The following is a 23,239-nucleotide window of genomic DNA, read 5'->3' as shown; positions in this document are numbered from 1 at the left end:
CTGGCCTGCGCGCCTCACTGCGCCTGCGTCTCCCGCAGCAGCAATGCCGCCTCTGCCGGCTGCAACGCCAGAATCTCCCGCTGCATGGCAATGACCATGGCGCAATAATCCGCCTGCCGCGCCGCCGGCACATCCGACTGTTCCAGCACATCCACCCGCGCGCCATACTGTTTGCGCAGGGCGGCGAAGACCCGCCGGAAGGCGGCATCGGTGGCCTTCGGGTCCGGCTCCGGCCGTGGCGCGGAAGACAGCACCGCCTGCGCCGCCAGCTCCAGAGCGCGCTCCTTCAGAGCCGGCGGCAGGGAAGCCGCGCTCGCCCCGTCCTCTTCCGCCCCCTGCGAAATGAAGCGATAGCAGCGGGCCGGATCGCGCTGCAACGCCAGATACTGATCCAGCGCCAGACGGCCATAGGCCACCACCACATCGTCCGACGCCGTACGCTTGGCGGCCAGAAGGAGCGGCAGCACCTTCTCATCGAGGTGATGGTAAAGCTCCGGCTGCGTGAGGCCGCTCTGATAGCCCTCGAAGAAGCCATCCACCAGCGTGCCATAGGCGTCCGGCATGCGCGCCTCGAGGGCCGCGTAGAGCGGCAGCGAGTCCGCCAGAAGCGTCGCCATCTTCTCCCGCGTCAGGATCATGCCATAGCCCGAGACGGCGAACTGCCCCCGGGCCGCCACATCGGTGATGACCTTCGCCATGCGCAGCTCCGGCAGGGGCGGGTACCACATGTCGTCGCCGGGAACGGCCAGAGCCCGGTCCAAGAAAGCGGTCGGAATGCCGGCACGGACATAGTCCGCCTTCATGGACTGCCGGCTCGCCGCCAGTTGCGCGCCGCGCAGGCCCGCGAAGCTCGGCCCGTGGAACCCCAGCTTGCCGTCCGGCGCCACCCAGCGCCGCCCGCCGAACACGAAGGCCAGCGTGCAGGCGGATTCGCAATGGGCCGACACATAGGTGTCGAGCCCGTGTGCGCGGATCACCTCCCCCAGCTTGGCGGCTTCGCCCAGCCGCCCGCCGACGCTGGTGAGATGCACCACGCGCACTTGCGGCGACGCCGCCAGCACTTTCTCGAAATCCTGCGTCAGGCCGTATTTGAAGCCCCCTGAGACCTCCATCTCCGTGCCGTTGCGCATGACGCGCAGCGCATAGGCGGGCATGTCCGGATCGCCCCGGAAGGCCATCTTGTAGGTTTCTCTCAATTGCGGAATGCCCGTATCGGCGAAGGTCACGCCCGCGCGGATTACGGTCAGGACGAGCATGACGCGGGCGACCACCGCCCACGCGGTGCGCCGGCCCATGGCCCGGCGCTGGCGGCTATAAGTGCCGGCCGAGCGCCAGGTGCCGACCACCTGCCAAACGGCCACCACCACTACCGTGGCCCAGACCAGCGCCAGCATGAAGAAGATGGCGCGCGGCTCATAGCCCTTGTCCACGTCGAACAGGAACGCCATCAGCGCGCTGACAGCCGCCACGACGATGGCGCCCAGGAAGGAGATGCCCCAATAGGACACCGGCAACGACAGCTCTCCCCGCCAGTGGCGGGCAATGAAATTGTTGAAGCGGCGGTGCTTGCCGTCATGGCCCGGCGGCAGGAGCGGCGGGCGTTGGGTGGAGGGCAGCGGCGGCGGCTGGGGACCGGAGGGCAGAGGGGGTGGCGAGAGGGCAGATGCAGGTGCGTCCTGCACATCCCCCTCCGCCGCCGCACCTGCCTCGGACTTCAGCGTCTCCTGATCCGCCGTTTCCAGCTCTTCCATGTAGCGGCGCGCAACCCGGTCCCCGGTGTCCAGGTCCAACGCCTTGCGCAGGCCACGACGGGAGAAAAGCGAGATCGGAAACCCGACCACCACGGGAATGAGCAGAAGAGCAGCAATGAACCCAACTGGCCTGCCCGGCCTCTCAACCATCTCCTCGAGAATCCGCCCCTGGGTGCCGGAGGCCAGTACGCCGACCAGCCCGACCAGCGCGTTGGCCCCAGCCACTGCCATCATGCCGAGGATGGCCGCCAACGGCACCGCCCGCAGCGCGGCCTCGCGTCCCCGTTTGAGGGCGCGCATCAACGCGAGGCTGGCCACAAAGCCGCTCAAGCCGCCCAGCACGGTCAATCCGACCGGGAAGAAGAGCAGCCCGAGCCATTTGGCATTGCCGGCCATGTAGGCTTGCAGCACCAGCGGGATCGCCAGAAGCACACCCGGTACGCCCACATTGCGCGCCCAGCGGAAGGGCATGCCCTCCACCCATCGCACCGCGTTTTTGTATTGCTCCATATATTCTGTAACAGCGGTCGTCATCTGGCCCGGCCCACCCCGCGCGCGGCAATCCGGACATCAGATCAGAACAGGGCGCGGGATCAACCTTCAAATACGTGCCAGAACGTGAGACCCCCTTCATATGCCAAAGGAACCGCAGATGTCGCAGCAGGCAAGGGCCGCGCCAGCCTCCCCGGCGCGCCCCGCCCCTCGCCTCACACGATGCCACCGTTGGCGAACACCGTCTGGCCGTTGATCCAGCCGCCATCCTGCGCGCACAAGGTGGCGATGACGCCGGCGATGTCCGCCGGCTCGCCGAGGCGCTTCATGGGCGTGCGGGCGGCAAAGCCGGCGATCTGTTGCGGCGTCTTGCCATCGGTGAACAGCGGCGTGTTCACCACGCCCGGCGCGATGGCGTTCACCGAGATCATCTTGCCCTCCAGCTCCTTGGCGAGGATGCTGGCATAATAGCCCTGCGCGCCCTTGCTGGCGGTGTAGGGGCCATAGGTGGGACTGCGCAGCTCCACGATGCTGGACGACAGAGTGAAGATGCGCCCGCCCTCGCGCACCCGACGGGCGGCCTCGCGCAGCACGTTGAAGCTGCCCTTCACGTTCACGTCCATCATCAGGTTGAAGTCGGCATCCGACATCTCGCCGAACGGCGCGAGGCGCATGACGCCGGCATTGCTGACCACCACGTCAACACCGCCGAAGGCCTTCGCGGTCTCCTCGAACAGGCGGCGCACGGCGGCGGGATCGGCCACATCCGCCTGTACGGAGATGGCCCGACCACCGGCGGCCTCGATCTCCTTCACCACGGCGCTCGCGAGATCGCGGCTCTTCACATAATTCACCGTCACCGCATAACCATCGCGGGCGAGGCGCTTGGCGGTCGCCGCGCCGATGCCGCGTGATGAGCCCGTGACCAGCGCGACCTTGCCCCTGGCGCTCGGCGCGGGAGCTGGCGTGGCACCGGCGGTCTGGGCGCTGGCGGCGCCAAGGGTGGCGGCAGCCGCCGTGATCGTGGCAGCGGCCGCGAGAAGGGAGCGGCGGGGGAATTCGGGCTGGCCGGACATGGCGATATCTCCTGTGGGATGGCGAGCCCCATCCAGCCACAGCTCCCGCCGGCGCCGCTTGCCTGACGCTGCGGAATATTTGCCTGATCCTTCAGGACAGGTGATGCGCCACGCTCGCCCTGCTATAACAGCGCCATGAGCGACGATACCCTCCACATGCTGAAATCCGCCGTGGGCCGGCACGCGCAAGCCCATGCCAATGCTGACGGCCTGACGCTCACGCCGGTGCCGGGCCTGCGCATGATGCACGTCACGGTTCCGCGCGGGGAGCTGCATTCCATCTACCGGCCGCTCATTTGCCTCATTCTGCAGGGCACCAAGCGCCTCACCATCGGCAACGAGATGCGCCTCGTCACCGCCGGGCAGTCGGTGATCGTGTCCGCCGATCTGCCGGTGGTGGGCCAAATCGTGACGGCGCGCCCGGAGGCGCCCTATATGGCCATCGCGGTGGAGCTGGAGATGAGCCTGCTGCGCGAAGTGACCGCGCAGGCCGGTGCCGCCCCCGGGCAGCGGCTCGCGGCGGCCCGCACCGTCTTCACCGAGGACACCGACGCCCATGTGCTCGGCTGTGCCGCGCGGCTGATGGAACTGCTGGCGCGGCCGGAGGCGGTGCCGCTGCTGCGGCCGGGCCTGATGATGGAGCTGCACTACTGGCTGCTGGCCGGCCGCCACGGCGCGGAGCTGCGCGCGCTCGCCGCCCCCGAGAGCCATGCCAGTAGGCTCGCCGCCGCCATCGCCATCCTGCGCGAGGCGTTTCGCGAGCGGGTGCCGGTGGAGCGGCTGGCGCGGGCGGCGGGGATGGGCGTCACCGCCTTCCACCAGCATTTCAAGCGGATGACCTCGCTCTCGCCGGGCCAGTTCCAGCAGCGCCTGCGGCTCATCGAGGCCCGCCGGCTGATGCTGGACGAGGGCCATTCGGCCACCCAGGCCGCCTTCGCGGTGGGCTATGAGAGCGTATCGCAATTCACCCGCGAATACGGCCGCCTGTTCCAGCTCTCGCCCAGGCGCGACGCCGTGCGCGCGCGGGCGGAGATGGGGGAGGATCGCAGCGCGGAGCCGTTGATGCCCTGATCAGCAGGCGCCTTCAGGTGCGCACCACATGGCCGAAGAGGCCGGTGAGGCTGCCCTTCGGTGTGAGGCCGAGAGCGAGGCGGGGCAGGCAGCAGCCGGTGATGACCGTGCCCGGCGGATAGGCCGCCTCGGGCAGTTCGTACAGCGCCTGCGCGTCGCCGATGCGCACGAAGGCTGTGGCGACGAAGGCCGGGTTCCGGCGGAACCAGTCCATCATCGCCCGCCACGGCGCGAAATAGGCGTCATCCATGCCCTCCCCGTCCGCCAGCACCTCCCGCCACCATACGGTGTCTTCCGCCAGGGGCTCCACGGTGAGGGTGGCCTGCGGAAACAGCGTGCCGCCGAAGCGGGCGCGGACCAGCGCCTCGTCGATGGCCGGGGCCGGCCCACCGGGCACGGAGAAGGGGCGGAAGGGATCGTCCGCCTCGGAGCCCATGCCGACGCCGGCTTCGCCCATGAGGCCGGCAGCCTCCATGGCGAGGGCCGCGCACAACGCCACCTCGGCCGCATCCACCTCATGGGCGACCGCCTCGCCCTGCCGGGCGATGGTGCCGTCGCCATGGACCGCGGCGAAGCGCGAGATGATGTTGTTCGGCCATTCAGCATCCGCTTCGCCCACATCGTAGCTGTCCATGCAGGCGGCGATGATGGCGAGGCGTTCAGGATCGGGGGTCACATTCACGGGTCCATATCCTTAACGGGGATGCCGGAGGCTAGAGCATGTCCGGCTTTGATTGCTTCGCAATCCAAGCCGCAAGACATTCTCTATCAAAGAGTTAGAGCGTTTCTGTGTTTCCATGAAACACTGAAACGCTATAGCGCGCCATCATGGCAGGCATGCGAATGCACGCAAGCGCCGGCGACAGGCGTGAAGGCGAGCGCGGCGGGCTATTTCACGTTCCACTGGCACATGCGGAAATCGCTGCGGCGCTCGCGCAGGTCCACGTGCACATGGTTGGCATGGGCGCTGTCGGCGCCGGGGCCGAGCACGGTGTGGAAGCGGGCGCAGGCGCTCTTCTTCACCTCCTCGCGGATCTCCTTGGTCGCCGGATCATCCTTCCACAATTCGATCAGCCGGCCGTCGGTGAACTTCAGGCCCAGCAGATCGAAGGCATTGCCGCTGGCATGCTCGCTCACCTGCCCGCCGGGGCGATTGTTGCGCGGGCGGCAGGCATGGCCGCCGACACCCGTCACCTTCGCCAGCGTGCTGCCGTGGCGCTTCGCGATGGCGGAAAGGTCGTCGCGGATCCAGCCGGCCAGCTCCAGCGCCATGGTACAGCGCACGGTGACGGCACCTTCCAGCGTCACGGCGGGGGCATCCGGCACGTTGATCGTCCGGAAGGTGAGCGGACCGGGAATGGCGCAGGCCGCCGGCTGGCCCTTGGCCTGAAGGCTGGCGACGATCCGCTCGGCGGGCTTTTCGGTGGGCTGTGCGGCGGATCCGGGTTCCGGTTGGGTGGTCGGCTCGGGCGGCGGGGCAAAGTCGGCCGTCGCCGTCTCCTTCGCGACGTTTGCCGCCGTGGCGCTGGGCGAACTGCGATCCGTCTCCTTCGCGAAGACGTGCTGAGCGGTTGATCGTTCCGGTTGCGCAGCGCTCACCTTTTCCGGCTCCGGTGCGGGCATCTCCGCCTGCTGCTCCACCTCGCCGCCGCGCCTGGCGAATTCGGCGAGGCAGGCGGCATAGGCCCCCTCCATCACGGGCGGCGGGGCGGGCGCTTCGGCCACCAGATCGCGCGGCGGACGGGCCGGCGGAAGGGGCGCGGCGGGCGGAGTGTCGGCATCCGTCTTCGCCGTCTCCGTCTTGCCTGCGTCCGTCTTGCCCGGATCCGTCTTGCCCGTATCGGCCTTGCCAGCCTCGGTCTTGCCCGAATCCGTCTTGGCCGCATCGGCCTTCGGGGCATCCGTTTGCCCGTCCCTCGGCTTCGCCGCCTCCGCCTTGCTGGCGGCCGGTGCGCCCGCATCGGGCCGGGCCGGCGAGACAGGCGCGATGGGGGTGGGCGCGCTCACGGCGGCTTTTGCGGACTCCGTCTTCGCCGTTCCGGCTGCGGCTCCGGCCACCGCACCCAGCGTGCGCGGGCGGGGCAGCGGCAAAGGCACGTCCTGCGCCATGCGGCCGGGCGCGGGCGCCGGCACGGGAGCGGCACCCGGCTTCTGCGCGGCGGGCACGCGCTTCTTCGGGCGCGGCTTGGCGGGGGTGTTGAAGGGCCACGGCAGGGACTGCGCCTGCGCCGGGGCGATGCTGAGCGGGCCGCCCCCTGCCCCGAGGAAACCTCCCCCGGCCACGAGCACCGCAGCCGCGAGCGCGAGGCCGCGCCGCGCCCTCATGTCCCGGAGGGCTCCACGAAGCGCATCTTCACGCCCGGCTTCACCATGGAGGCCAGCTCTTCCGCATCCCAGTTGGTGAGACGCACGCAACCGTGAGATGAGGTCTTGCTCACCTGCGAGGGCTCGGGCGTGCCGTGGATGCCGAAGGTGGGCATGGAGAGGCCGATCCACACCGTCCCCACCGGATTGTTCGGCCCTGCCGGCAGCACGAGGCGCTTCTTGTTCTTGCCCTGCTGGAAATTCTTTTCCGGGTCGTAGTGATAGGTCGGGTTCTTCACCACCCTCTTGACCGTGTGCTCACCCTGCGGTGACGCCGTCTCGCTGGAACCGATGGTGGCAGGATAGCTGGCAAGGATGGCGTCCCCCGCGCCATACACCACCACCATGCCGGTGGCTTTCACCGCCTCGATGCGCTCCACCGGCATCTCCGGCTTCCTGCGCTCCACGCTCACCACGAACAGCCTGTCACCGGCCTTGGCCTTGCTGAGCTTCGGATTGAGGGCGGCGAGCAGGCCGGGGCTCATGTGGAAGCGCTCGGCCAGCATCTCGCGTTCGCCGGTGTAATCCAGCTTCTTCATCTTCGCCTGTTTGGCGTAGTCGCGCGGGATGCGTTTGGGGAACTTTTGCCCCGCGTCCTTCTTCGTCAGCTCGTATTCGCTCACCACGGGGGTGGCATCGGGGCCGCCGAGGGCCATCCATGTGGGCTCGTCCAGCTGGTCGCCCTCGCCCAGATTATTCTGGCGGCGAAACTGGGCCAGCGCCTTGCGATAATTCTCGCCGTCCATGCCGTCGATCTCGCCCGGCGAGATGCTGCGGCGCGCGAGCAGCACCTGCACCTTGGCGGTGAGGGCATCGGGCTTGCCGGCGTCTTTCTTGGCCTTGGCGGCCTTGGCTTTCTCGGATTTGCTGTCCTTCGCCTTGGCGTCCTTACCCGCCTTCGCGCCCTTCTCGGGCTTGGCGTCCGGCGGGGGCGGCGGGGTGAAGGTGGCGGCGTTGATGTCCTGCGCCGTCAACGCGTGCGCAGGGCCGCCGAGGCCAAGCGCCAGCACGGCCGCGCAAGCCAGAAGGCGCGCATATCCGGCGGGCGAAACCCTTGTGGCGCAAGTCTTGGTGGCCCACGTGCTCATGGTGCCAGAACTCCGGAACGACACGGTAGCAGAAGAACGATCTGCTCCGTCTCTGGTTCCGGTCAGGCTTGGCGCGAGGTCCGGGGGACGCCGGGATGGGGCAGGTGTGGCGTCGAGCTCTGCCTGCGCCGCAAGCGCAACGCGCTCTCTCCCCCCTTGCGGGGGAGAGTTGGAGAGGGGGGTAACGCGGCTGCGTCTGTTGCGCCTGCTACTTCCCTGATGTTGCTAATGCGGAGAGGGCACTACCCCCCTCCCCGGCCCTCCCCCGCAAGGGGGGAGGGGGTGCGTCGCGTCAGCGGGCAGTCACCCGCTCAATCAAAGGCGAGGATCAGCAGCGCGATGGCGATCAGCCACAGCGCCAGATTGCCCCAGAAGGCGCGGCGGGCTTCGGCGCGGCCGATGCCTTCCAGCGTCTCGGGCGAAAGCTGGAGGCCGTTGCGGGTGGCATCGTCCAGTTGCGCCACCACGCGGCCGGCGCGGGTGAGCAGCATGGGCACGTCATGCACGAAACGCCCCACCTCGCCGAGACCGGAGCCCACTTCCTGCAAACGCCCCACGGGGCCGAGGTTCTGGGCGATCCAGTCCTCCACCACCGGACGGGCCGTGGTCCACATGTTGAGCTGCGGATCAAGGGTGCGGGCGACGCCCTCCACCACCACCATGGTCTTCTGCAGCAGCAGCAGCTCGGGCCGCGTCTTCATGTCGAACAGCGCGGTCACTTCCAGCAGCAGCGTCAGCAGACGCGCCATGGAGATCTGCTCGGCGCTGCGCGAATGGATCGGCTCGCCGATGGCGCGGATGGCGAGCGCGAAGTCGTCCACCGAATGGTGCATGGGCACGTAACCGGCCTCGAAATGCACCTCCGCCGTGCGCCGCCAGTTGCGGGTGATGAAGCCGTAGAGGATCTCGGCCAGGAAGCGCCGCTCCTTGAGGCCGAGGCGCCCCATGATGCCGCAATCCACCACCACGAGGCGGCCATCCGCATCCACGAACAGATTGCCGGGGTGCATGTCGGCATGGAAGAAGCCGTCGCGCATGGCCTGGCGCAGGAAGGACTGCATGACGATGCGGGCAAGGTTCTGCAGATCGTGCCCCGCCGCCTCCAGCGCCGCGCGGTCGGAGAGCTTGATGCCGTCTATCCACTCGGTGGTGAGCACCTCGCGGGCGGAACGGTCCCAGTCCACCGCCGGCACGTGCACGTCCGGATCGTCCTTCACATTCTCGGCCAGCTCCGTATAGGCGGCGGCCTCGAGGCGCAGGTCCATCTCCATGGTGACGGAGCGGCCCAGCGTCTCCACCACGGTGGTCACGCGCAGGCGCCGCGCCTCGGCGGAGATCTGCTCCACGAAGGTCGCCACCCGGCGGAAGGTGGCGATGTCGGCGGCAAAGCGGCGCTCGATGCCGGGGCGCAGGATCTTCACCGCCACGGCACGGGTGGTGCCGTCGCGCTCGGTCACGTCGGCCTTGTGCACCTCGGCGATGGAGGCGGCGGCCACCGGCGGGCCGAACCAGCTGTAGGTGTCCTTCACCGGCCGGTCGAAGGCATCCGCCACCGTGGCTTCGGCCAGATCATGGCCGAAGGCCGGCATGCGGTCCTGCAGGATCTCCAGATCGCGCGCCACGGAAGCGCCCACCACATCGGGGCGGGTGGCGAGAAACTGGCCGAGCTTCACATAAGTGGGCCCGAGGCGGGAGAGCGCGGCAGAGAGGCGCGCGGCACGCGAGCCGGCATCCGGCCGGGCCAGCAGGCGGGCGATGCGCAGGCCGGGCCGCGCGAGCGGGGGCACCAGCGCCGGGTTCACGAGGCTGAGCACGCCCTCGCGGGCAAACACATAGCCGGCCCGCGCGAGGCGGGCGGCGTCGATGAGAACGAGGATCACGAGCGTTTTCCCGAACACGCCCCGGCGCCCGAGACGGCGGGGCGGTCAGCGACAGACATTGAGCGAACGACCAGGAGCGCGGCCCCGGCCATCAGATGCGGTATCCCGAATGCAGCGCCACGATGCCGCCGGTGAGCGGGGTGGCGGTGACGCGGCCGAAGCCGGCATCGCGCATCATCTGCGCGAACGCCTCCGGCGGGGGGAACTTGCGGATGCTCTCCACCAGATACTGGTAGGGCTCGGCATCGCCTGCCACCCGCGCACCGATGCTGGGGATGACCTTGAAGGAATAGAATTCGTAGATCTTGTCGAGCAGCGGCACATCGACCGTGGAGAATTCCAGCACCATGCAGCGGCCGCCCGGCTTCAGCACCCGGCGCATCTCCTTCAGCGCCAGCGGAATGCGCGGCACGTTGCGGATGCCAAACGCGATGGTGACGGCATCGAACATGCCGTCCTCGAAGGGCAGTTCCTCCGCATTGGCCTCGCGGAACTCCACCCGGTCGGCAAGGCCCCGCTTCTCGGCCCGCTCGCGGCCCACCGCCAGCATCTCGGTATTGATGTCGGCGACGATGGCGCGGGTGCCGGTGCCGCCGGCGCTCACCGAGCGGAAGGCGACATCGCCGGTGCCGCCGGCCAGATCCAGATGCAGGAAGGGGCGATCGCCCTGCGGCGGGCGCAGGCGGGAGATGAGCAGGTTCTTCCACGCCCGGTGCAGGCCGCCGGACATGAAGTCGTTCATGATGTCGTAGCGCTTGGCGACCTTGTGGAAGACGTCGTCCACCAGCGTCTGCTTCTCGTCCAGCGGGACGGTGCGATAGCCGAAATGGGTTTCGGCTGCGGTGGTTTCAGAGCGTTCCATGTGGGGTCCCGGCGTCGTTTCGGCGCGACCTTACCGGATCACGGCGCAGGATGCCACGCGGCGGGGTGGCAGGGGGGTGGATGGGGTGGTTCAGGGGGTGCCCATAGGATCCCACAGAACCAGAACGGCCGCGCACACCCCGGCGTTGTAGAAGACATGGCAGAGCAGGGAGGCGCGTATGCCGCCTCCGAAATGCCGGGCCAGCGTCAGCAGCGCCGTCACGGGCAGTAAAACCAGCACACGCCCCACGTCCGTCACGCCATGCAGCAGCAGGAAGGGTAACGCTGTCGCGAGCATGACGCCGGGCGCGGACCACTTGCGGCTGAGTTCAGTCCAGATCCAGCCGCGAAAGAACAGCTCCTCAGCCACCGGAGCCAGAAGCACGATCTCAAGGATCAGCACGATTTCGGCCAGGTGCCAATGCCAGCCGAAGCCCAGATCCGCCACGCCGCGCGTGTCATCCACCAATCGTAGCAGCGCGGGCAGCCGGGGGGTGACGTCCCCTGTCCACCCGCCTGACGTCCACGCCGCCGCCACCGCGCACATGCCGACGGCAAGGGCAACCATCGCCAGCGGGTGCCGGAGCGGCCGGTTGCCCGCCCCCTCTGCCGTGTTGCCATACCCGCTCACGCGGGCGAGGCGCAGGCCGACCCGCAGCATGGCCAGCCATTGGAAGGTGAGAGCCAGGAGGACGCACCAGACCAGCGCCGCACTGTGTTCGGGCGCATAGAGATCGATGAGGCCGGCGGGGACATCCTCGACCACGCGCAGCCCCATCCCCATCCCCACCAGAAAGAAGGAGCCGGTGATGAGGATGCCTGACAGGATCAAGGACGCGCATGCGATGGCGGCCACCCAGCCCACCAGCGCCGCGAGCGCATGCCACGGCCCGCGCCGGAAGAAAGACCGGCGCGGCAGCGGTCCCGCCACGATGACGTCGCTCAGGCTCATGCTGTCGCCCGCCTCTCCCCCGCGCACCCTACGGAAGCGTTGCAGCCACAGGCATGGGATCGCCTCAGCCGGCGTGACCGGGCGACATCCCAAACCGGATCGTGCAGGGCGAGAGCACGCGTCAACACGCGGCGGCAAACCGGGACGGTTCCGCCTTTGACGCTGGCCGCATTCGCCCCCCGGCTGCGGCCGCCAATACTCAAGGGTTGAGGAAATTAGACGTCACAATCCGATGTGGAGTCAATATCGGATGGACGCATATGGCGGCACGCACGCTGCGGCACAGGCCAAGCTTCAAGTACCGGCCGGGATACGCCCGGCGGGCAGGCGCGCCTCCGTCCCCGAGGCCGCGCCGGGAGAGCGCCGCCTCGGAGGCGGTGCCCGGGGTGTTTGAACTCAGAAAATTCGGCTCAGGAGGTCTTGCGGCCGTTCGGCGTCTTGGCCTTGGACTTGGGCCGGCGCACGCCTTCCAGTTCCTCGAGCGGCAGCATCTCCATCTCGAGATAGCCCTCCGCATCCCGCGAGCGATTGCGGTCGGAGCGGCCGGTGCCGGGCATGGAGAACAGAAAAGACATGGCCTTTCGCGCCTTGCGGGCTTCAATTTCCTTCCGCATCGGAAAGATGGGCATGTTGATGGTGATCGTCATGGCATCCCCGCAAGGTTAATAAAGCGTTAACCATAGTTTAGACGATGGTTGTTCTTGATGCCGGAGCAGCGAAGCGGTGGAGACCTTTTCGCCCCCGGCATGACCCCAAGAAGAACAGCCGATCCGGGCGCGATTGCGGCGGCGAGGGGGAAGAACAGGGATCATCCAGAGGCCGGAAAGGGATGTGGATTGCGGGCCACAGTCCGGGTTGCCGCCCGTGGTTTAACCTTTCGGTAAGGCGGCCGGCAGGCGCGCGCCTTCCCACGGCCACGATCAAGCCGGCGGTGGGCCGACACCGCGCGCGTTTCGACACGATGCGTGGTTTCGGCGGCGCTGAAGAGCTTCGGTGAAAGGGTGATCAAGAGCGTCCCTTCAACGTGCCTTGACGAAACATTAGAAGATACTAAATTAGTAAAGCTTAATATGCGAGCGACGATGCCGAAACCGCAGATGGATCCCGCGACCTTCGAGGCGAAGGCTGGACAGGTCGCCAACACGCTGAAGGCGATCGGCAACACCCGGCGGCTGATGTTGCTTTGCAAGCTGGTGGAGCACGGCGAGGTGACGGTGACGGACCTCGCACAGGACGTTGGCCTCTCGCAGTCAGCCTGCTCGCAGCACCTCGCCAAGATGCGCGACGAAGGCCTGGTGACGTTCCGGCGCACGGGCCAGACGCTCTGGTATGCGATCGCCGATCCGCGCGTCGAGGCGCTGCTCGCCACCCTCTATCGCCTCTACTGCAAGGATTGATGCGATGACGTTGAAGCTCATCTCTCCCGACGATGCCCGGCGTGCCATCGACGCCGGTGCTCGTCTCATCGACATTCGCAATGCCGATGAATACGGCAGGGAGCATATATCCGGTGCGCTCAACCTGCCGCTCGAGCGTCTGGGCGATCTGCCGCCCGACGATCGGCCGATCATCTTCCATTGTCGCTCCGGCATGCGAACCTCGACCAATTCCGGGAAGCTCGCTGCGGCTGCTGCGGCGGCGGGATCTGCGACGGCCTTCATTCTCGATGGCGGGATTGATGCGTGGCGCGGCGCGGGCCGTCCTACGGTCACGGACCGCTCTCAGCCCCTAGAGATCATGCGGCAAGTGCAGATCACGGCGGGCGCTCTGGTGTTGCTGGGCGTGGTTCTGGGGCTTCTGGTCGCTCCGGCCTTCTTCGGTCTGTCGGCCTTTGTCGGTGCCGGGCTGATCTTCGCAGGAACGACCGGCTGGTGCGGCATGGCGAGCCTACTTCGGATCTTGCCCTGGAACCGGCGCGCGCTTGTCTGAGGCCCATTCGCCTTCCGCCATCAAACGACCAAGCCCGGGCAGGCTGAACACAGCCCCTACTCCGCCGCCTTCCCCGCCACGCGGGCCTGCGCCAGCAGCGCGCGCAGGGCGGCGGGCTTCAGTGGCTTGTGCAGCACCGCCATATCCGCCTCCCGCGCCGCCTCGCGCACCCTGCGGGTGCGATCGGCGGTGATCAGGCCCGCCGGCAGGCGCCCCAATTGCCAGCGCAGCGCCGCCACCGCCTCGATGCCGGTGCCCTCGTCGAGGTGATAATCCACCAGCACCACATCCGGCTGGGCGCGGGCGAGGCGCACCGCCTCCAGCGCACCGGCCACATCCGGCGCCTTGACCACGTGGCAACCCCAGCCGGTGAGCAGCAGCTCCATGCCGTCCAGAATGGCCGGCTCGTTGTCGATGGCCAGCACGGTGAGCCCCGAGAGCTGCGCCACGCCGCGCGGCGGCGGCGGCAGCTCCAGCCTTTCCTCCGGCAGCGGCACCGCCACCGGCAGCGTCACCGCGAACACCGTGCCCTTGCCCGAGGCCGAGCGCAGGCTCACCGGATGATCCAGCACCCGGCCGATCCGCTCCACGATGGACAGGCCGAGGCCGAGCCCGCGCGCCTCCCGCGCGCCCTGGTCGAGGCGCTGGAACTCCTGGAACACCAGCTTCTGCTTGGAACGGGGAATGCCCAGCCCGGTGTCGATCACCTCCACCACGAGGCGCCCCCGGCGGCGGCGGCAGCCCACCAGCACGCGCCCCCTGGGCGTATATTTCACCGCGTTGGAAATGAGGTTCTGCAACAGGCGGCGCAGCAGGCGGCGGTCGGAGCGCACGGAGAGCGAGCAGGGCACGAAGGTCAGGTCGATGCCCTTCTCCTGCGCCAGCGGGGTGAATTCCAGCTGCAGCTGCTTCAGGACCTCGTCCAGCCGGAAGGGCGAGATCTCCGGCTTCAGCGTGCCGCTGTCGAGGCGCGAGATGTCGAGCAGCGCGACGAGGATTTCCTCCACCGCCTCCAGCGAGGCATCGATATTGCCGGCGAGCTTCTCCGCATCCGCTCCCCGTGCCCGCTCAACAAGGCTGGTCACATAGAGGCGGGCGGCGTTGAGCGGCTGGAGAATATCGTGGCTGGCGGCGGCGAGGAACCGCGTCTTGGAGATGTTGGCCTCCTCCGCCTCGCCCTTGGCCTTCTCCAGCGCGCCGTTGAGCCGCTCCAGCTCCTCGGTGCGCTCGCGCACGCGGCGCTCCAGCGTCTCGTTGGCCCGTTCCAGCGCGGTCTCCGCCTCCACCGAGGCGGTGATGTCCGTATATGTCACCACCGTGCCGCCGTCCGGCATGGGGTCGGAGCGCACCTCGATGACGGCGCCGCGCTGGCTCAGGCGCTCCAGCACCGCGCCGGTGGCGGCGGCATAGCGGGCAAGGCGCGCGCCGGCCTGCGGCATCTCGCCGTCCGGCGGGGCGTTGGCGAGGATGTCGGCGAGCGGAATGCCGATGGCGTAGCAGTCCGGCGGCAGGTCCAGCATGGCGCCGAAGCCGCGGTTCCAGCATACGAGGCGGGCCTCGCGATCGAACACCGCGATCCCCTGCCCCACATGGTCGATGGCGTTCTGCAGCAGCTCGCGATTGTACTGGATGGCGGCGGAGGCATCGTCCAGCAATTGCAGCGCCGCCTTGGTGGAGACGGTGCGCTTGCGCAGCAGCAGCGACAGCACGAGGCGCGAGGAGGCAGCCCCGATGGCGGAGGCGAGCAGATGCTCGGCGAAGCGCACCAGATGGGCGTCGGCCTCGCGCAGCGGATCGAGCCGGATGCCATTGTCGCGGGCGAAGGTGTCGAAGGCCGAGCGGGTGCGCTCCTGTCCCAGATAGCGGGCGACGGTGGCGATCAGCTCTTCCGTGCCCACCGCCGAGCGCCAGCGACGGAAGGGCGGGCGCACCATGGCCTGCCCGCCGGGCACGAACAGCCCCGCCTGCACCCGCTCGATGTCGCTGGGCCGGGTGAGGAAGGACACGATGATGAGGCTGAGCGTATTGAGCGCGAGGCTCCACGCCACGCCGTGGGCCAGCGGCGTCGCCTCCAGCCCCAGCAGCGCGGTCGGGCGCAGCCAGCCGAGGCCGAACGGCCCCTCCAGCACGATGGCGCGCGGCACGAGCCCGGCATCGGCCAGATTCGGCAGCAGCAGCGTGTAGGCCCACATGCCCACCCCGATGAGGATGCCCACCATGGCTCCCCGCGCGGTGGCCCGCTGCCACATGAGGCCGGCGGCAAAGGCCGGCCCCACCTGCGCGATGGCGGCAAAGGACAGCAGGCCGATCTGCGCCAGCTGCACCTCGCCCGTGGTGCGGTAATAGAGATAGGCGAGGAACATGATGGCGAAGATGGCGGCGCGCCGCACCAGCAGCAGCGTCTCCGACATGTCGTGGGCGGACAGGCTTTCCCCGCCGCCGCCCTCCCTGTTGGCCCGTCGCGCCCGGCGGCGCAGCAGCACCGGCACCACCAGATCGTTGGAGATCATGATGGCGAGGGCCACCGATTCCACGATCACCATGGCGGTGGCGGCGGACAGGCCGCCGATGAAGGCCAGCACCGCGAAGCCCTCGTAGCCGGAGGCCAGCGGCACGGCGAGCACATAGACGTCGCTGTCCACGCCCCCGCCCCGGAACAGCGTCATGCCGGCGAGCGCGATGGGCACCACGAACAGATTGATGAGCACCAGATAGAGCGGGAACAGCCAGCGGGCGCGGCGGATCTCGGCCTCGCTCTTGTTCTCCACCACCGCCACATGGAATTGGCGCGGCAGCAGCACGAAGGCCCCCGCCGACAGCACCGTCATGGTGATCCAGTTCTCAAGCGAGACGCCGTGCTGGAAGGGCGTCGCCACGCCCCCCGCCACCGCCGCCCGCCACAGATCGCCGGGACCGTTGAAGATGACGAAGGTGACGAGCCCGCCCACCGCGAGGAAGGCAATGAGCTTGACGAGGGACTCGGTCGCCACCGCCAGCATCAGGCCCTCCTGATGCTCGGTGGCGTCGGTGTGGCGGGTGCCGAACAATATGGCGAACACCGCCATGGCGAAGGCCACGAACAGGGCCAGATCACCCACCACCGGCCCCACCGTCTCATTGCCGGTGAGATGCCCGATCACCGCCACCAGCGAGGCGGCCACCGCCTTGAGTTGCAGCGAGATGTAGGGGATGGCGCCGACCACCGCCACGAGAGCCACCAGCGCGGCGATGCCCTGGTTCTTGCCATAGCGGGCGGCGATGAAATCGGCGATGGAGGTGATGTTGTGGGCCTTGGCGAGCCGCACCACCCGCAGCAGTACCGGCGTGCCAATTGCGATCACCAGCACCGGGCCGACATAGATGGTCAGGAAGTCATAGCCCTGCGCGGTGGCAAGGCCCACCGAGCCGTAGAAGGTCCAGGACGTGCAGTAGACCGCCAGCGACAGGGCATAGATGAAGGGCCGGGAGGTGGCCAGCACACGGCCGGGCGACCAGCGGTCGCCGAAGCTCGCCACCGCGAACAGGCTGCCGATATAGGCGAACGCCAGAATGACGACGACCCAGGCCTGAAGCATGTCCCTCCCGTCCCGCTCTGGTGCCGGCCGTGCCGTGGCCGGTCTGTTGGCGGATATTGCCGCGCCCCCCCTCGGACTGGCCTCGGGCGCACGCAGCACCTAACTATACAGTCGGACGCACCATTCCGGGCAATCCCGGCTGACCGGCCGGATCGCCCGGAGAACGAAGGTTTCGGAAACGGAGACGGACGGACCCTTGAGCTTCCGCGCAGACGGGCGACACCCGGCCCGCACAGCCCCCTGCCCCGCATGAAGAGACGCACATGGCTCGGCCTCGCCCTCGCCGCCGCCGTGCTGGCGGGGGCCGGCGTCTATCAGGCCCTGCCCTCCGACCCCGCCACGGGCACCGCGCGCCCCATCCGCCTGCGGCTGGGCGAGACGGTGGGCACCTTCATGACGGCCAATGAGCTGAAGGAAGGGCCGGGCGGGCCACGGGCCTATACGATCGCCGTGGACAGGCACCGCGACGACAGCACGCTCTTCTTCACCGATGTCTGGGTGGCGGTGCGGTTCGAGGATGTGGCGGCCAGCTTCGATCTGCCGCCGGGGCGCATCCTCATGGTCGGGCAGAGCGCGGGCGTGGTGGCGGATTTCGACACCACTTTGTACGACCAGCCCCTCCCCTTCCCGGAGGCCGACCGGCGGGCGCTCGCGCTGACGGACCAGTTGCTGAAAGCAGGCTGGCAGGCGGAAACCCTGTTCCGCCCCGGCGATGAGATGGACAGCAATTCCACCAACAACCGGAAGGTCTATGCCACGCTCACCAGCGTCTCGGGCAACAGGCTGCAACTCTCGCTGACGGACCTCTCGCGCTCGCCCCGGTTCGATCCCAACCTGCCGGGCTCGGCGCCCGTCACGCCTTCCGATCCCACACCGCGCTTTCTGCTCCGGGTAGCGGTCTATGCCCCGGATGCGCTGCGCGACCGGCTCAGCGAACTGGCCGCCGCCCGCCGCTTCGCGCTGCGCGGGAACGGGACGGACACACCCGGCCTCCGGCTCTGGATGGACGCGCCCGACTGGACGCCGGAGGCGGCCGGCATGCGGCAGGTGGATGTGCCGAACCCGCAATGGGCACCCGACAGACCGGCATCCGGCCGCCAGACCTTCCGCCGCTGGCAGATGCCCGACGGCACCACGGAGCCGACCATCAGGTGGTAGGAGGGATCGACATTCAACGGGCTCGTTTTTCAACAGAACACCGTCATGCCCGGGCTTGTCCCGGGCATCCACGCGGTTCCGCTGGGATCAGTCTTTAGAGGTCAGCACCGTCGGCCCGGCGTGGATGGCCGGGACAAGCCCGGCCATGACGGTCTATTGCTGCATTGGCGTTGTGTTTTGAATGTCGATCCGACCTAGGCCGCCCCCCGAAGCCGGCGCGCAGTATAGCCGGCCACCGACCACGGCGGGCAGCTCAAGAGCGGTATGGTCTTAAGTAAAACGGATAGGCCAACGCCGCCGACCGCACTGCAACAAAGCCAGCTGTCAAAACGGCGGTGGCCCCGCGCCGGGACGGCATCTTCCGTCAGCATGCAGGAGCGCGCGACCCTGCTCCGCAGACGAGGCCGGGCATGCCGCCGCGGCTTCCCTCTCTTTCCGGGACGGGAGCACATGAACCCTGATCGCGCCCTTATCGCCGACTTCTCTCTGGCGCTGATCAACCGCACGGGAGCCTATTATGCGTGCCGCGATCTGGTGGCCGCCAGCGCCGACTTCGTGGGCAGCAAGAGGTTCTGGCGCTTTCGCCTGTCCGGCGAGCCCAGTGGCCTGATCCGCAAATGCCTCGCGAAGGCCATGCTGGCGGAGCTGAAGCTGCGCGCCGCCGGCCTCCCGCTCGGACGCGGGACGCCCTCCCCCCGGCGCGGCCGGGTTCTGTTCCTCGACCCGCTCTATGTCCTGTTCTCGGGCGTGTCGCCCCGCGACATCGTGCTGTGCCACGACGTCGGCCCGCTGACCATGCCCGCGCTGTTCGACCGGCGCACGGTGCAGCTCTATCAGGCGGCCTATAGCCGGATCGCGCAGGCGCGGCCCGGCATCGTCCTCGTCAGCGCCTTTTCGCGCGACCAGTTCACCTCCCTGTTCGGCAGCGACTTCCGGTTTCTGGACGTGATCCCCCTCTATACGCGCGCCGCCTCCACCGATGGGCTGGTGGAGCGGCCGGAGGCGGTCGCCCGTCCCTTCCTCCTCACGGTGGGGGCGCTGGAGCGGCGCAAGAATTTCGAGCGGAGCATCGAAGCCTATGTGCAGTCGGGGCTCGTCGATGAGGGGGTGGACTACCTGATCTGCGGGCCACGCGGCTATGGCTCGGCGGCTCTGGAGACGCTGATTGCCGACACGCCGGGCGTGCGCTGGCTCGGCTATCTGAAGGACAGCGAGGTCCGCTGGATGTATCGCAACGCCTGCGGCTTCGTCCTGCCCAGCCTGCTGGAAGGCTTCGGCCTGCCCGCGCTGGAGGCGGCCACCAACGGGCTGGTGCCCATCGTCAGCAACGAGGGCGCGCTGGTGGAGGCGGTGAATGACGGCGCGCTGATGGTCAATCCCCGCTCCGTGCCGCAGATCAGCAGCGCCATGCGGCAACTGGTCCGCATGTCCGGAGACGAGAAGAACCGCCGTCTGGCGCGGCTGCACGCGCATGCGGACGCAATGTCGTTCGAGCGCTTCGCGATGAGCTGGCGGACGCTGCTGCGGCGGGAGACCTGAGGGCCGGATGGCCTCGGCTCAGCCGGTGCGGCGCTGCTCCCAGAGTTCGTCCAGATGATAATTGGCGGCCGCGCGGGACCGGAACGGGCCGGCGTAGACGTTGTGCTCACGGTCCACCAGATAGAAGCCGAAGCCCGCATACCCGCTGAATTCCGCCTTCTGCGTATCATCGAGCATGACGACCTCCAGGTCCGACAGCTTGGGCATTTTCTTGTGCTCGTTCTTGCGCCTTGGGGCGGAGGGGAGATGGAGGGAGGCTAGCGGGGGATGGGGGTGATGCGCAAGGCGTGCAGATACCCCCATGCAGACGTTCGCTGGCTGCGCGCCCGCTGCCCGCAACGGGTGGCAACCGGACATTCCGGACGTGACCGAAGGCAGAGCAAACCGGGCGCGATGGAAACAACGTCCATCCATCCCGGCGACTATTGTCGGTGCCGGTCCGCGGTGTGATGATGGACGCGGTGTTGCCCGGCGAGCCCTTCTGCCGTCGCAAAATCCTTGTGCAGGGGCTCACACTTTGGCGGCATCGCACGCGCCGTCGGCGCCCGGCAGCACCATCGGTCGAGGCCTGAATAACGACAAAAATCGAAGGGGGAAATGCAATGGATTGGAATGCGAACCGCGAACATCTCCTGGCCAATGTCGGCGAACTTCAGAAGCTGTCTCCCGGAACGGTCGAAGGCTACCTGACAGCCAGCGCAGCGGGCGCGAAGACCGGGCATCTCGATGCCAAGACACGCCAGCTCATCTCACTTGCGGTCGCGGTGACGACACGGTGCGACGGATGCATCTCGGTCCACGCCAATGAAGCGGTCAAGGAGGGGGCGACAAAGGAAGAGGTCGCGGAGGCGCTCGGCGTCGCCGTCGCCATGAACGCCGGCGCTGCGCTCGTGTATTCGACGCGTGCCCTGGAGGCGTTCGACGCCGCAAAGAAGCCCTAACCTTCGATACGTTGCCCACCCTCCCCGAAATGGCCTGAAACGGCCACCATCCGTGCTCCATCAATTGCCTTGGAGCGTTTCCGTGTTTCATGGAAATACAGAACGCTCCAAGACATTCTCTCGCGGGGAATGGGCGTGGGAAAGGGGTGATGCGACCCAGCAACGCCAGCACTCCCGCAGATCAACGCCGTCACAACAGCCGTAGAACATAATGTCGGGAGGTGTCATTCTCCTCCCCGGCGCACAGATGTTGGCGCTTCGATTTGTTCGTACGGGGATTGTTATGGGCGTTTTCAGGAGCTCTATCGTCGCTGCACTCGTGGGTGCGACAGCATCGGTCCTGGGTGCAAGTGCAGCCAGTGCCGGGCAAGGCTACTTTATAACACTCACCAGCAAATGGGATGCCGTGGTGGAGATTTCCGTCCGCCCTAATGCCACGCACAGGTGGATGCTTAAGGAGATCGGAAAGCCTGTACAGCTTCGTAAAAATGAATCCAAAACATTCTATACGGAAGCATGCGGATTCTGGGATGGGTGCAGCACGTCATCCAGCCAAAACCAATCCAGCAGAACAGCGCTCGATTTCTACGTCACAATAGACGGCAAGAAACGGGATGAAGTCGATATTTCCTACGACTCGCAATTGTTCAAATCAGAGTCGGAAGCGCGTTGCTTGACCGGAACGTGGCATAGCGGCGAAAAGCCCGTTATCCGCGCGCCCCTCGCCCTGAACAAGAAAGGCGACCAGTACGTCCTCAACGTGACGGTGGCGCCCGGCACAGGCATCGTCTGCACGACCGAGTGAGCCAGACGCTCACCCGTTGTGACGATTTCCCCCGGTGGAGCAGCGACGTTGCCGCACCGGGGGCCCCGGCTGAAAACAGGCAGGGCGGCGTCGGGAGGGGGCGTTTCAATAGTCCGGGCATGCGCCTGAAGCGCTGCAAGGTGGCGCAGCGGGTGTTGGCCAGCCGGGTACATCGTCCCGGCCGCCAGTCCCGGCGGCGAAGCTCAGATGGCTTCCTTCATGCCCCTGATGCGATGCGCCATCGCCGACATGATGTATTCGGCGAAATGCGGAATCTCGCTGACCATGAAGCGGAACCGCTGAGGATCGATGACCGAAACCTCGCTCGCCTCGCGCGCACGGGCCGTGGCAGTCCTCGGTTCACCGTCAATAACCGACAGGAAGCCAAAGGCTTCCTTGGGGCCACAAAGGTCAACCACCTTGCCATTTATGATCATCTCGATGGTGCCCGACTGTACTACGTACATATTGTCAGGCAGATCATCTTGTCTGAAGATCGTTGCACCAGCGGGAAATGTCACGTTCGTACCCGCACTGCGCGCGAACACGCTCATGTCGATGGCGTTCATCATCAGCCCTCCCCATGGGGATTGACCTCGCCATCATGCGCTCATGTCAATTACGTGACAATGGCACCGCTGAAGGATGGAGCCCCCCGAAAGGCTGAGCATCCTGTCAGTTCCCGGCAGGATGGGCGCGCGGCCGGAGATCCGATCCGGCTCCTGCGTGACAGGCAATGCCCCGTCGCCTCCATGAAGCGCCGGGGCTCCTCAGCCTCACGCCGGCAGCACGACCACCTTGGTCTTCACCGGGGTCTTGTCGTACAGCTCGATCATGTCCTGGCTCAGCAGGCCCACGCAGCCGCTGGTAACGCCCGAGCCGATCGACTCCGGATCGCTCGAGGCATAGATCGTGTACAGCGTGTACTGGCCGTTCTGGTAGAGATAGAGCGTGCGCGCGCCGAGCGGGTTCTCAAGGCCGCCGGGCATGCCGCCCGCCCATTTGGCCGCTTCCGGCTGGCGCTTGATCATCTCCTTGGGCGGCGTCCACACCGCCCACTCGCCCTTGCGGCCCACATAGGCATCGCCGTGCCAGCGGAAGCCGTCGCGGCCCACATTGGCGCCGTAGCGCGTGGCCTTGCCGTCTTCCTCGACGCGGTAGACGTAATAGTTCGAGGGATCGACGATGATGGTGCCGACCGGCTCCTTGGTCTCATAGGCCACGGTGGCGCGGAAATACTTCGGATTGACCTTCGAGACATCCGCCGCCGGGATCGGGAATTTCTCCGTCGGCACCGGGCCATAGACCTTCTGCGCCTCGGCGAGGCTCATGTATTCGGTGGTCCCGCAGCCGGCGAGGCCCAGCGCGCCGAGGCTGGCGGCGGAAGCGGCCAGGAACGACCGGCGGCTCAGCCCCTGCTCCCGGCGGCCGGCCGGAGCGGTCTCGTTGCAGGTGCCGGCAGCGGCAGTGCGACGGTCGATGATCATGAGACTTCCCTTATCCTGCCGCCCGGCACGATCACGCTTGCCGCGGACCTGATGCCAAGCCAATTGATGCACGCCGATTTCCCGGCGGAGAGTGCCGCCAGTGACAGCGGCTGGCAAGCTCCGGTTTAGCTCCGCCGGGGGCCAATCAGCATTCAAATGCGGCACTGATGCAGCGATGCATCGCCAAGCCCGGTCCTGACCCGTGGAGAGGGCACAGATGCCCGCAGCGCCTCACGCGGCGTCGCCGCGCTATTCCCACCTCACGCGGCG

20 protein-coding genes are annotated in these 23,239 nt (G+C 67.7%); 7 read left to right on the top strand and 13 right to left on the bottom strand.

From position 1 onward, the window contains the following. Positions 1–14 precede the first annotated feature (14 nt). Both IEW24_RS01165 and IEW24_RS01160 read right to left on the bottom strand, forming a co-directional pair. Positions 15–2,285 (bottom strand): COG3904 family protein, encoded by a 2,271-nt coding sequence (locus IEW24_RS01165; RefSeq protein WP_188574631.1) that lies wholly within the window; start codon positions 2,283–2,285, stop codon positions 15–17. A gap of 173 nt (positions 2,286–2,458) precedes the next feature. After that, entirely contained in the window at positions 2,459–3,319 is an 861-nt protein-coding gene (locus tag IEW24_RS01160; protein ID WP_188574629.1) for an SDR family oxidoreductase, read from the bottom strand. 135 nt (positions 3,320–3,454) lie between these two features. On the opposite strand from IEW24_RS01160, the gene IEW24_RS01155 reads away from it, so the two are divergent. Beyond that, positions 3,455–4,390 (top strand): AraC family transcriptional regulator, encoded by a 936-nt coding sequence (locus IEW24_RS01155; protein WP_188574628.1) that lies wholly within the window; start codon positions 3,455–3,457, stop codon positions 4,388–4,390. Between the two features lie 13 nt (positions 4,391–4,403). Here the strand turns inward: IEW24_RS01155 and IEW24_RS01150 are convergent, their stop codons facing one another. The 7 genes from IEW24_RS01150 to IEW24_RS01120 form a co-directional block, all read right to left on the bottom strand. Next, complete coding sequence (locus IEW24_RS01150) at positions 4,404–5,072, bottom strand: hypothetical protein (RefSeq protein WP_210324109.1); 669 nt, start codon at positions 5,070–5,072, stop codon at positions 4,404–4,406. Between the two features lie 206 nt (positions 5,073–5,278). Further along, on the bottom strand, positions 5,279–6,715 hold the full coding sequence (locus IEW24_RS01145) for an extensin-like domain-containing protein (protein ID WP_188574626.1): 1,437 nt from the start codon (positions 6,713–6,715) through the stop codon (positions 5,279–5,281). Next, positions 6,712–7,842: a L,D-transpeptidase family protein gene (locus IEW24_RS01140; protein WP_188574624.1), complete on the bottom strand. Its 1,131-nt coding sequence runs from the start codon at positions 7,840–7,842 to the stop codon at positions 6,712–6,714. The genes IEW24_RS01145 and IEW24_RS01140 overlap by 4 nt, the downstream gene beginning before the upstream one ends. A gap of 311 nt (positions 7,843–8,153) precedes the next feature. Continuing rightward, positions 8,154–9,722, bottom strand: coding sequence for a 2-polyprenylphenol 6-hydroxylase (ubiB, locus tag IEW24_RS01135; protein WP_244644073.1), 1,569 nt, complete (start codon positions 9,720–9,722; stop codon positions 8,154–8,156). Positions 9,723–9,813: 91 nt separating this feature from the next. Next, the gene (ubiE, locus tag IEW24_RS01130) at positions 9,814–10,584 is read right to left on the bottom strand and encodes a bifunctional demethylmenaquinone methyltransferase/2-methoxy-6-polyprenyl-1,4-benzoquinol methylase UbiE (protein ID WP_188574621.1); all 771 of its coding nucleotides are present in this window, start codon (positions 10,582–10,584) and stop codon (positions 9,814–9,816) included. Positions 10,585–10,674: 90 nt separating this feature from the next. Further along, a complete protein-coding gene (locus tag IEW24_RS01125) occupies positions 10,675–11,535 on the bottom strand; it encodes a CPBP family intramembrane glutamic endopeptidase (RefSeq protein WP_188574620.1) in 861 nt (286 codons plus the stop codon). Positions 11,536–11,945: 410 nt separating this feature from the next. Further along, complete coding sequence (locus IEW24_RS01120; RefSeq protein ID WP_188574618.1) at positions 11,946–12,182, bottom strand: hypothetical protein; 237 nt, start codon at positions 12,180–12,182, stop codon at positions 11,946–11,948. Between the two features lie 450 nt (positions 12,183–12,632). On the opposite strand from IEW24_RS01120, the gene IEW24_RS01115 reads away from it, so the two are divergent. Both IEW24_RS01115 and IEW24_RS01110 read left to right on the top strand, forming a co-directional pair. Next, positions 12,633–12,932, top strand: coding sequence for an ArsR/SmtB family transcription factor (locus IEW24_RS01115; protein ID WP_244644071.1), 300 nt, complete (start codon positions 12,633–12,635; stop codon positions 12,930–12,932). Between the two features lie 4 nt (positions 12,933–12,936). Beyond that, entirely contained in the window at positions 12,937–13,464 is a 528-nt protein-coding gene (locus tag IEW24_RS01110) for a rhodanese family protein (protein WP_188574614.1), read from the top strand. Positions 13,465–13,520: 56 nt separating this feature from the next. Here the strand turns inward: IEW24_RS01110 and IEW24_RS01105 are convergent, their stop codons facing one another. Beyond that, on the bottom strand, positions 13,521–17,039 hold the full coding sequence (locus tag IEW24_RS01105) for a PAS domain-containing hybrid sensor histidine kinase/response regulator (RefSeq protein WP_188574612.1): 3,519 nt from the start codon (positions 17,037–17,039) through the stop codon (positions 13,521–13,523). 249 nt (positions 17,040–17,288) lie between these two features. On the opposite strand from IEW24_RS01105, the gene IEW24_RS01100 reads away from it, so the two are divergent. Both IEW24_RS01100 and IEW24_RS01095 read left to right on the top strand, forming a co-directional pair. Next, positions 17,289–18,197 (top strand): hypothetical protein, encoded by a 909-nt coding sequence (locus tag IEW24_RS01100; RefSeq protein ID WP_188574609.1) that lies wholly within the window; start codon positions 17,289–17,291, stop codon positions 18,195–18,197. A gap of 450 nt (positions 18,198–18,647) precedes the next feature. Beyond that, positions 18,648–19,736 (top strand): glycosyltransferase, encoded by a 1,089-nt coding sequence (locus IEW24_RS01095; protein WP_188574606.1) that lies wholly within the window; start codon positions 18,648–18,650, stop codon positions 19,734–19,736. Positions 19,737–19,754: 18 nt separating this feature from the next. Here the strand turns inward: IEW24_RS01095 and IEW24_RS01090 are convergent, their stop codons facing one another. After that, on the bottom strand, positions 19,755–19,913 hold the full coding sequence (locus IEW24_RS01090) for a hypothetical protein (protein ID WP_188574604.1): 159 nt from the start codon (positions 19,911–19,913) through the stop codon (positions 19,755–19,757). Positions 19,914–20,338: 425 nt separating this feature from the next. Between IEW24_RS01090 and IEW24_RS01085 the strand changes: the two genes are divergently transcribed. Next, positions 20,339–20,677, top strand: a complete 339-nt coding sequence (locus IEW24_RS01085; protein WP_188574602.1) for a carboxymuconolactone decarboxylase family protein — start codon at positions 20,339–20,341, stop codon at positions 20,675–20,677. 211 nt (positions 20,678–20,888) lie between these two features. After that, entirely contained in the window at positions 20,889–21,482 is a 594-nt protein-coding gene (locus tag IEW24_RS01080; protein WP_188574600.1) for a hypothetical protein, read from the top strand. 203 nt (positions 21,483–21,685) lie between these two features. On the opposite strand, the gene IEW24_RS01075 is transcribed toward IEW24_RS01080, so the two are convergent. Both IEW24_RS01075 and IEW24_RS01070 read right to left on the bottom strand, forming a co-directional pair. After that, entirely contained in the window at positions 21,686–22,054 is a 369-nt protein-coding gene (locus tag IEW24_RS01075) for a Crp/Fnr family transcriptional regulator (RefSeq protein ID WP_188574598.1), read from the bottom strand. Between the two features lie 204 nt (positions 22,055–22,258). Continuing rightward, positions 22,259–22,969 carry a L,D-transpeptidase gene (locus tag IEW24_RS01070; protein ID WP_188574596.1) on the bottom strand — a complete coding sequence of 237 codons (711 nt, stop codon included), beginning with the start codon at positions 22,967–22,969 and terminating at the stop codon, positions 22,259–22,261. Positions 22,970–23,239: the final 270 nt, after the last annotated feature.

Source organism: Azorhizobium oxalatiphilum (assembly GCF_014635325.1).
In the GTDB taxonomy this organism is placed as follows: Bacteria; Pseudomonadota; Alphaproteobacteria; order Rhizobiales; family Xanthobacteraceae; genus Azorhizobium; species Azorhizobium oxalatiphilum.
This window is presented reverse-complemented; position numbering and strand designations above follow the sequence as displayed.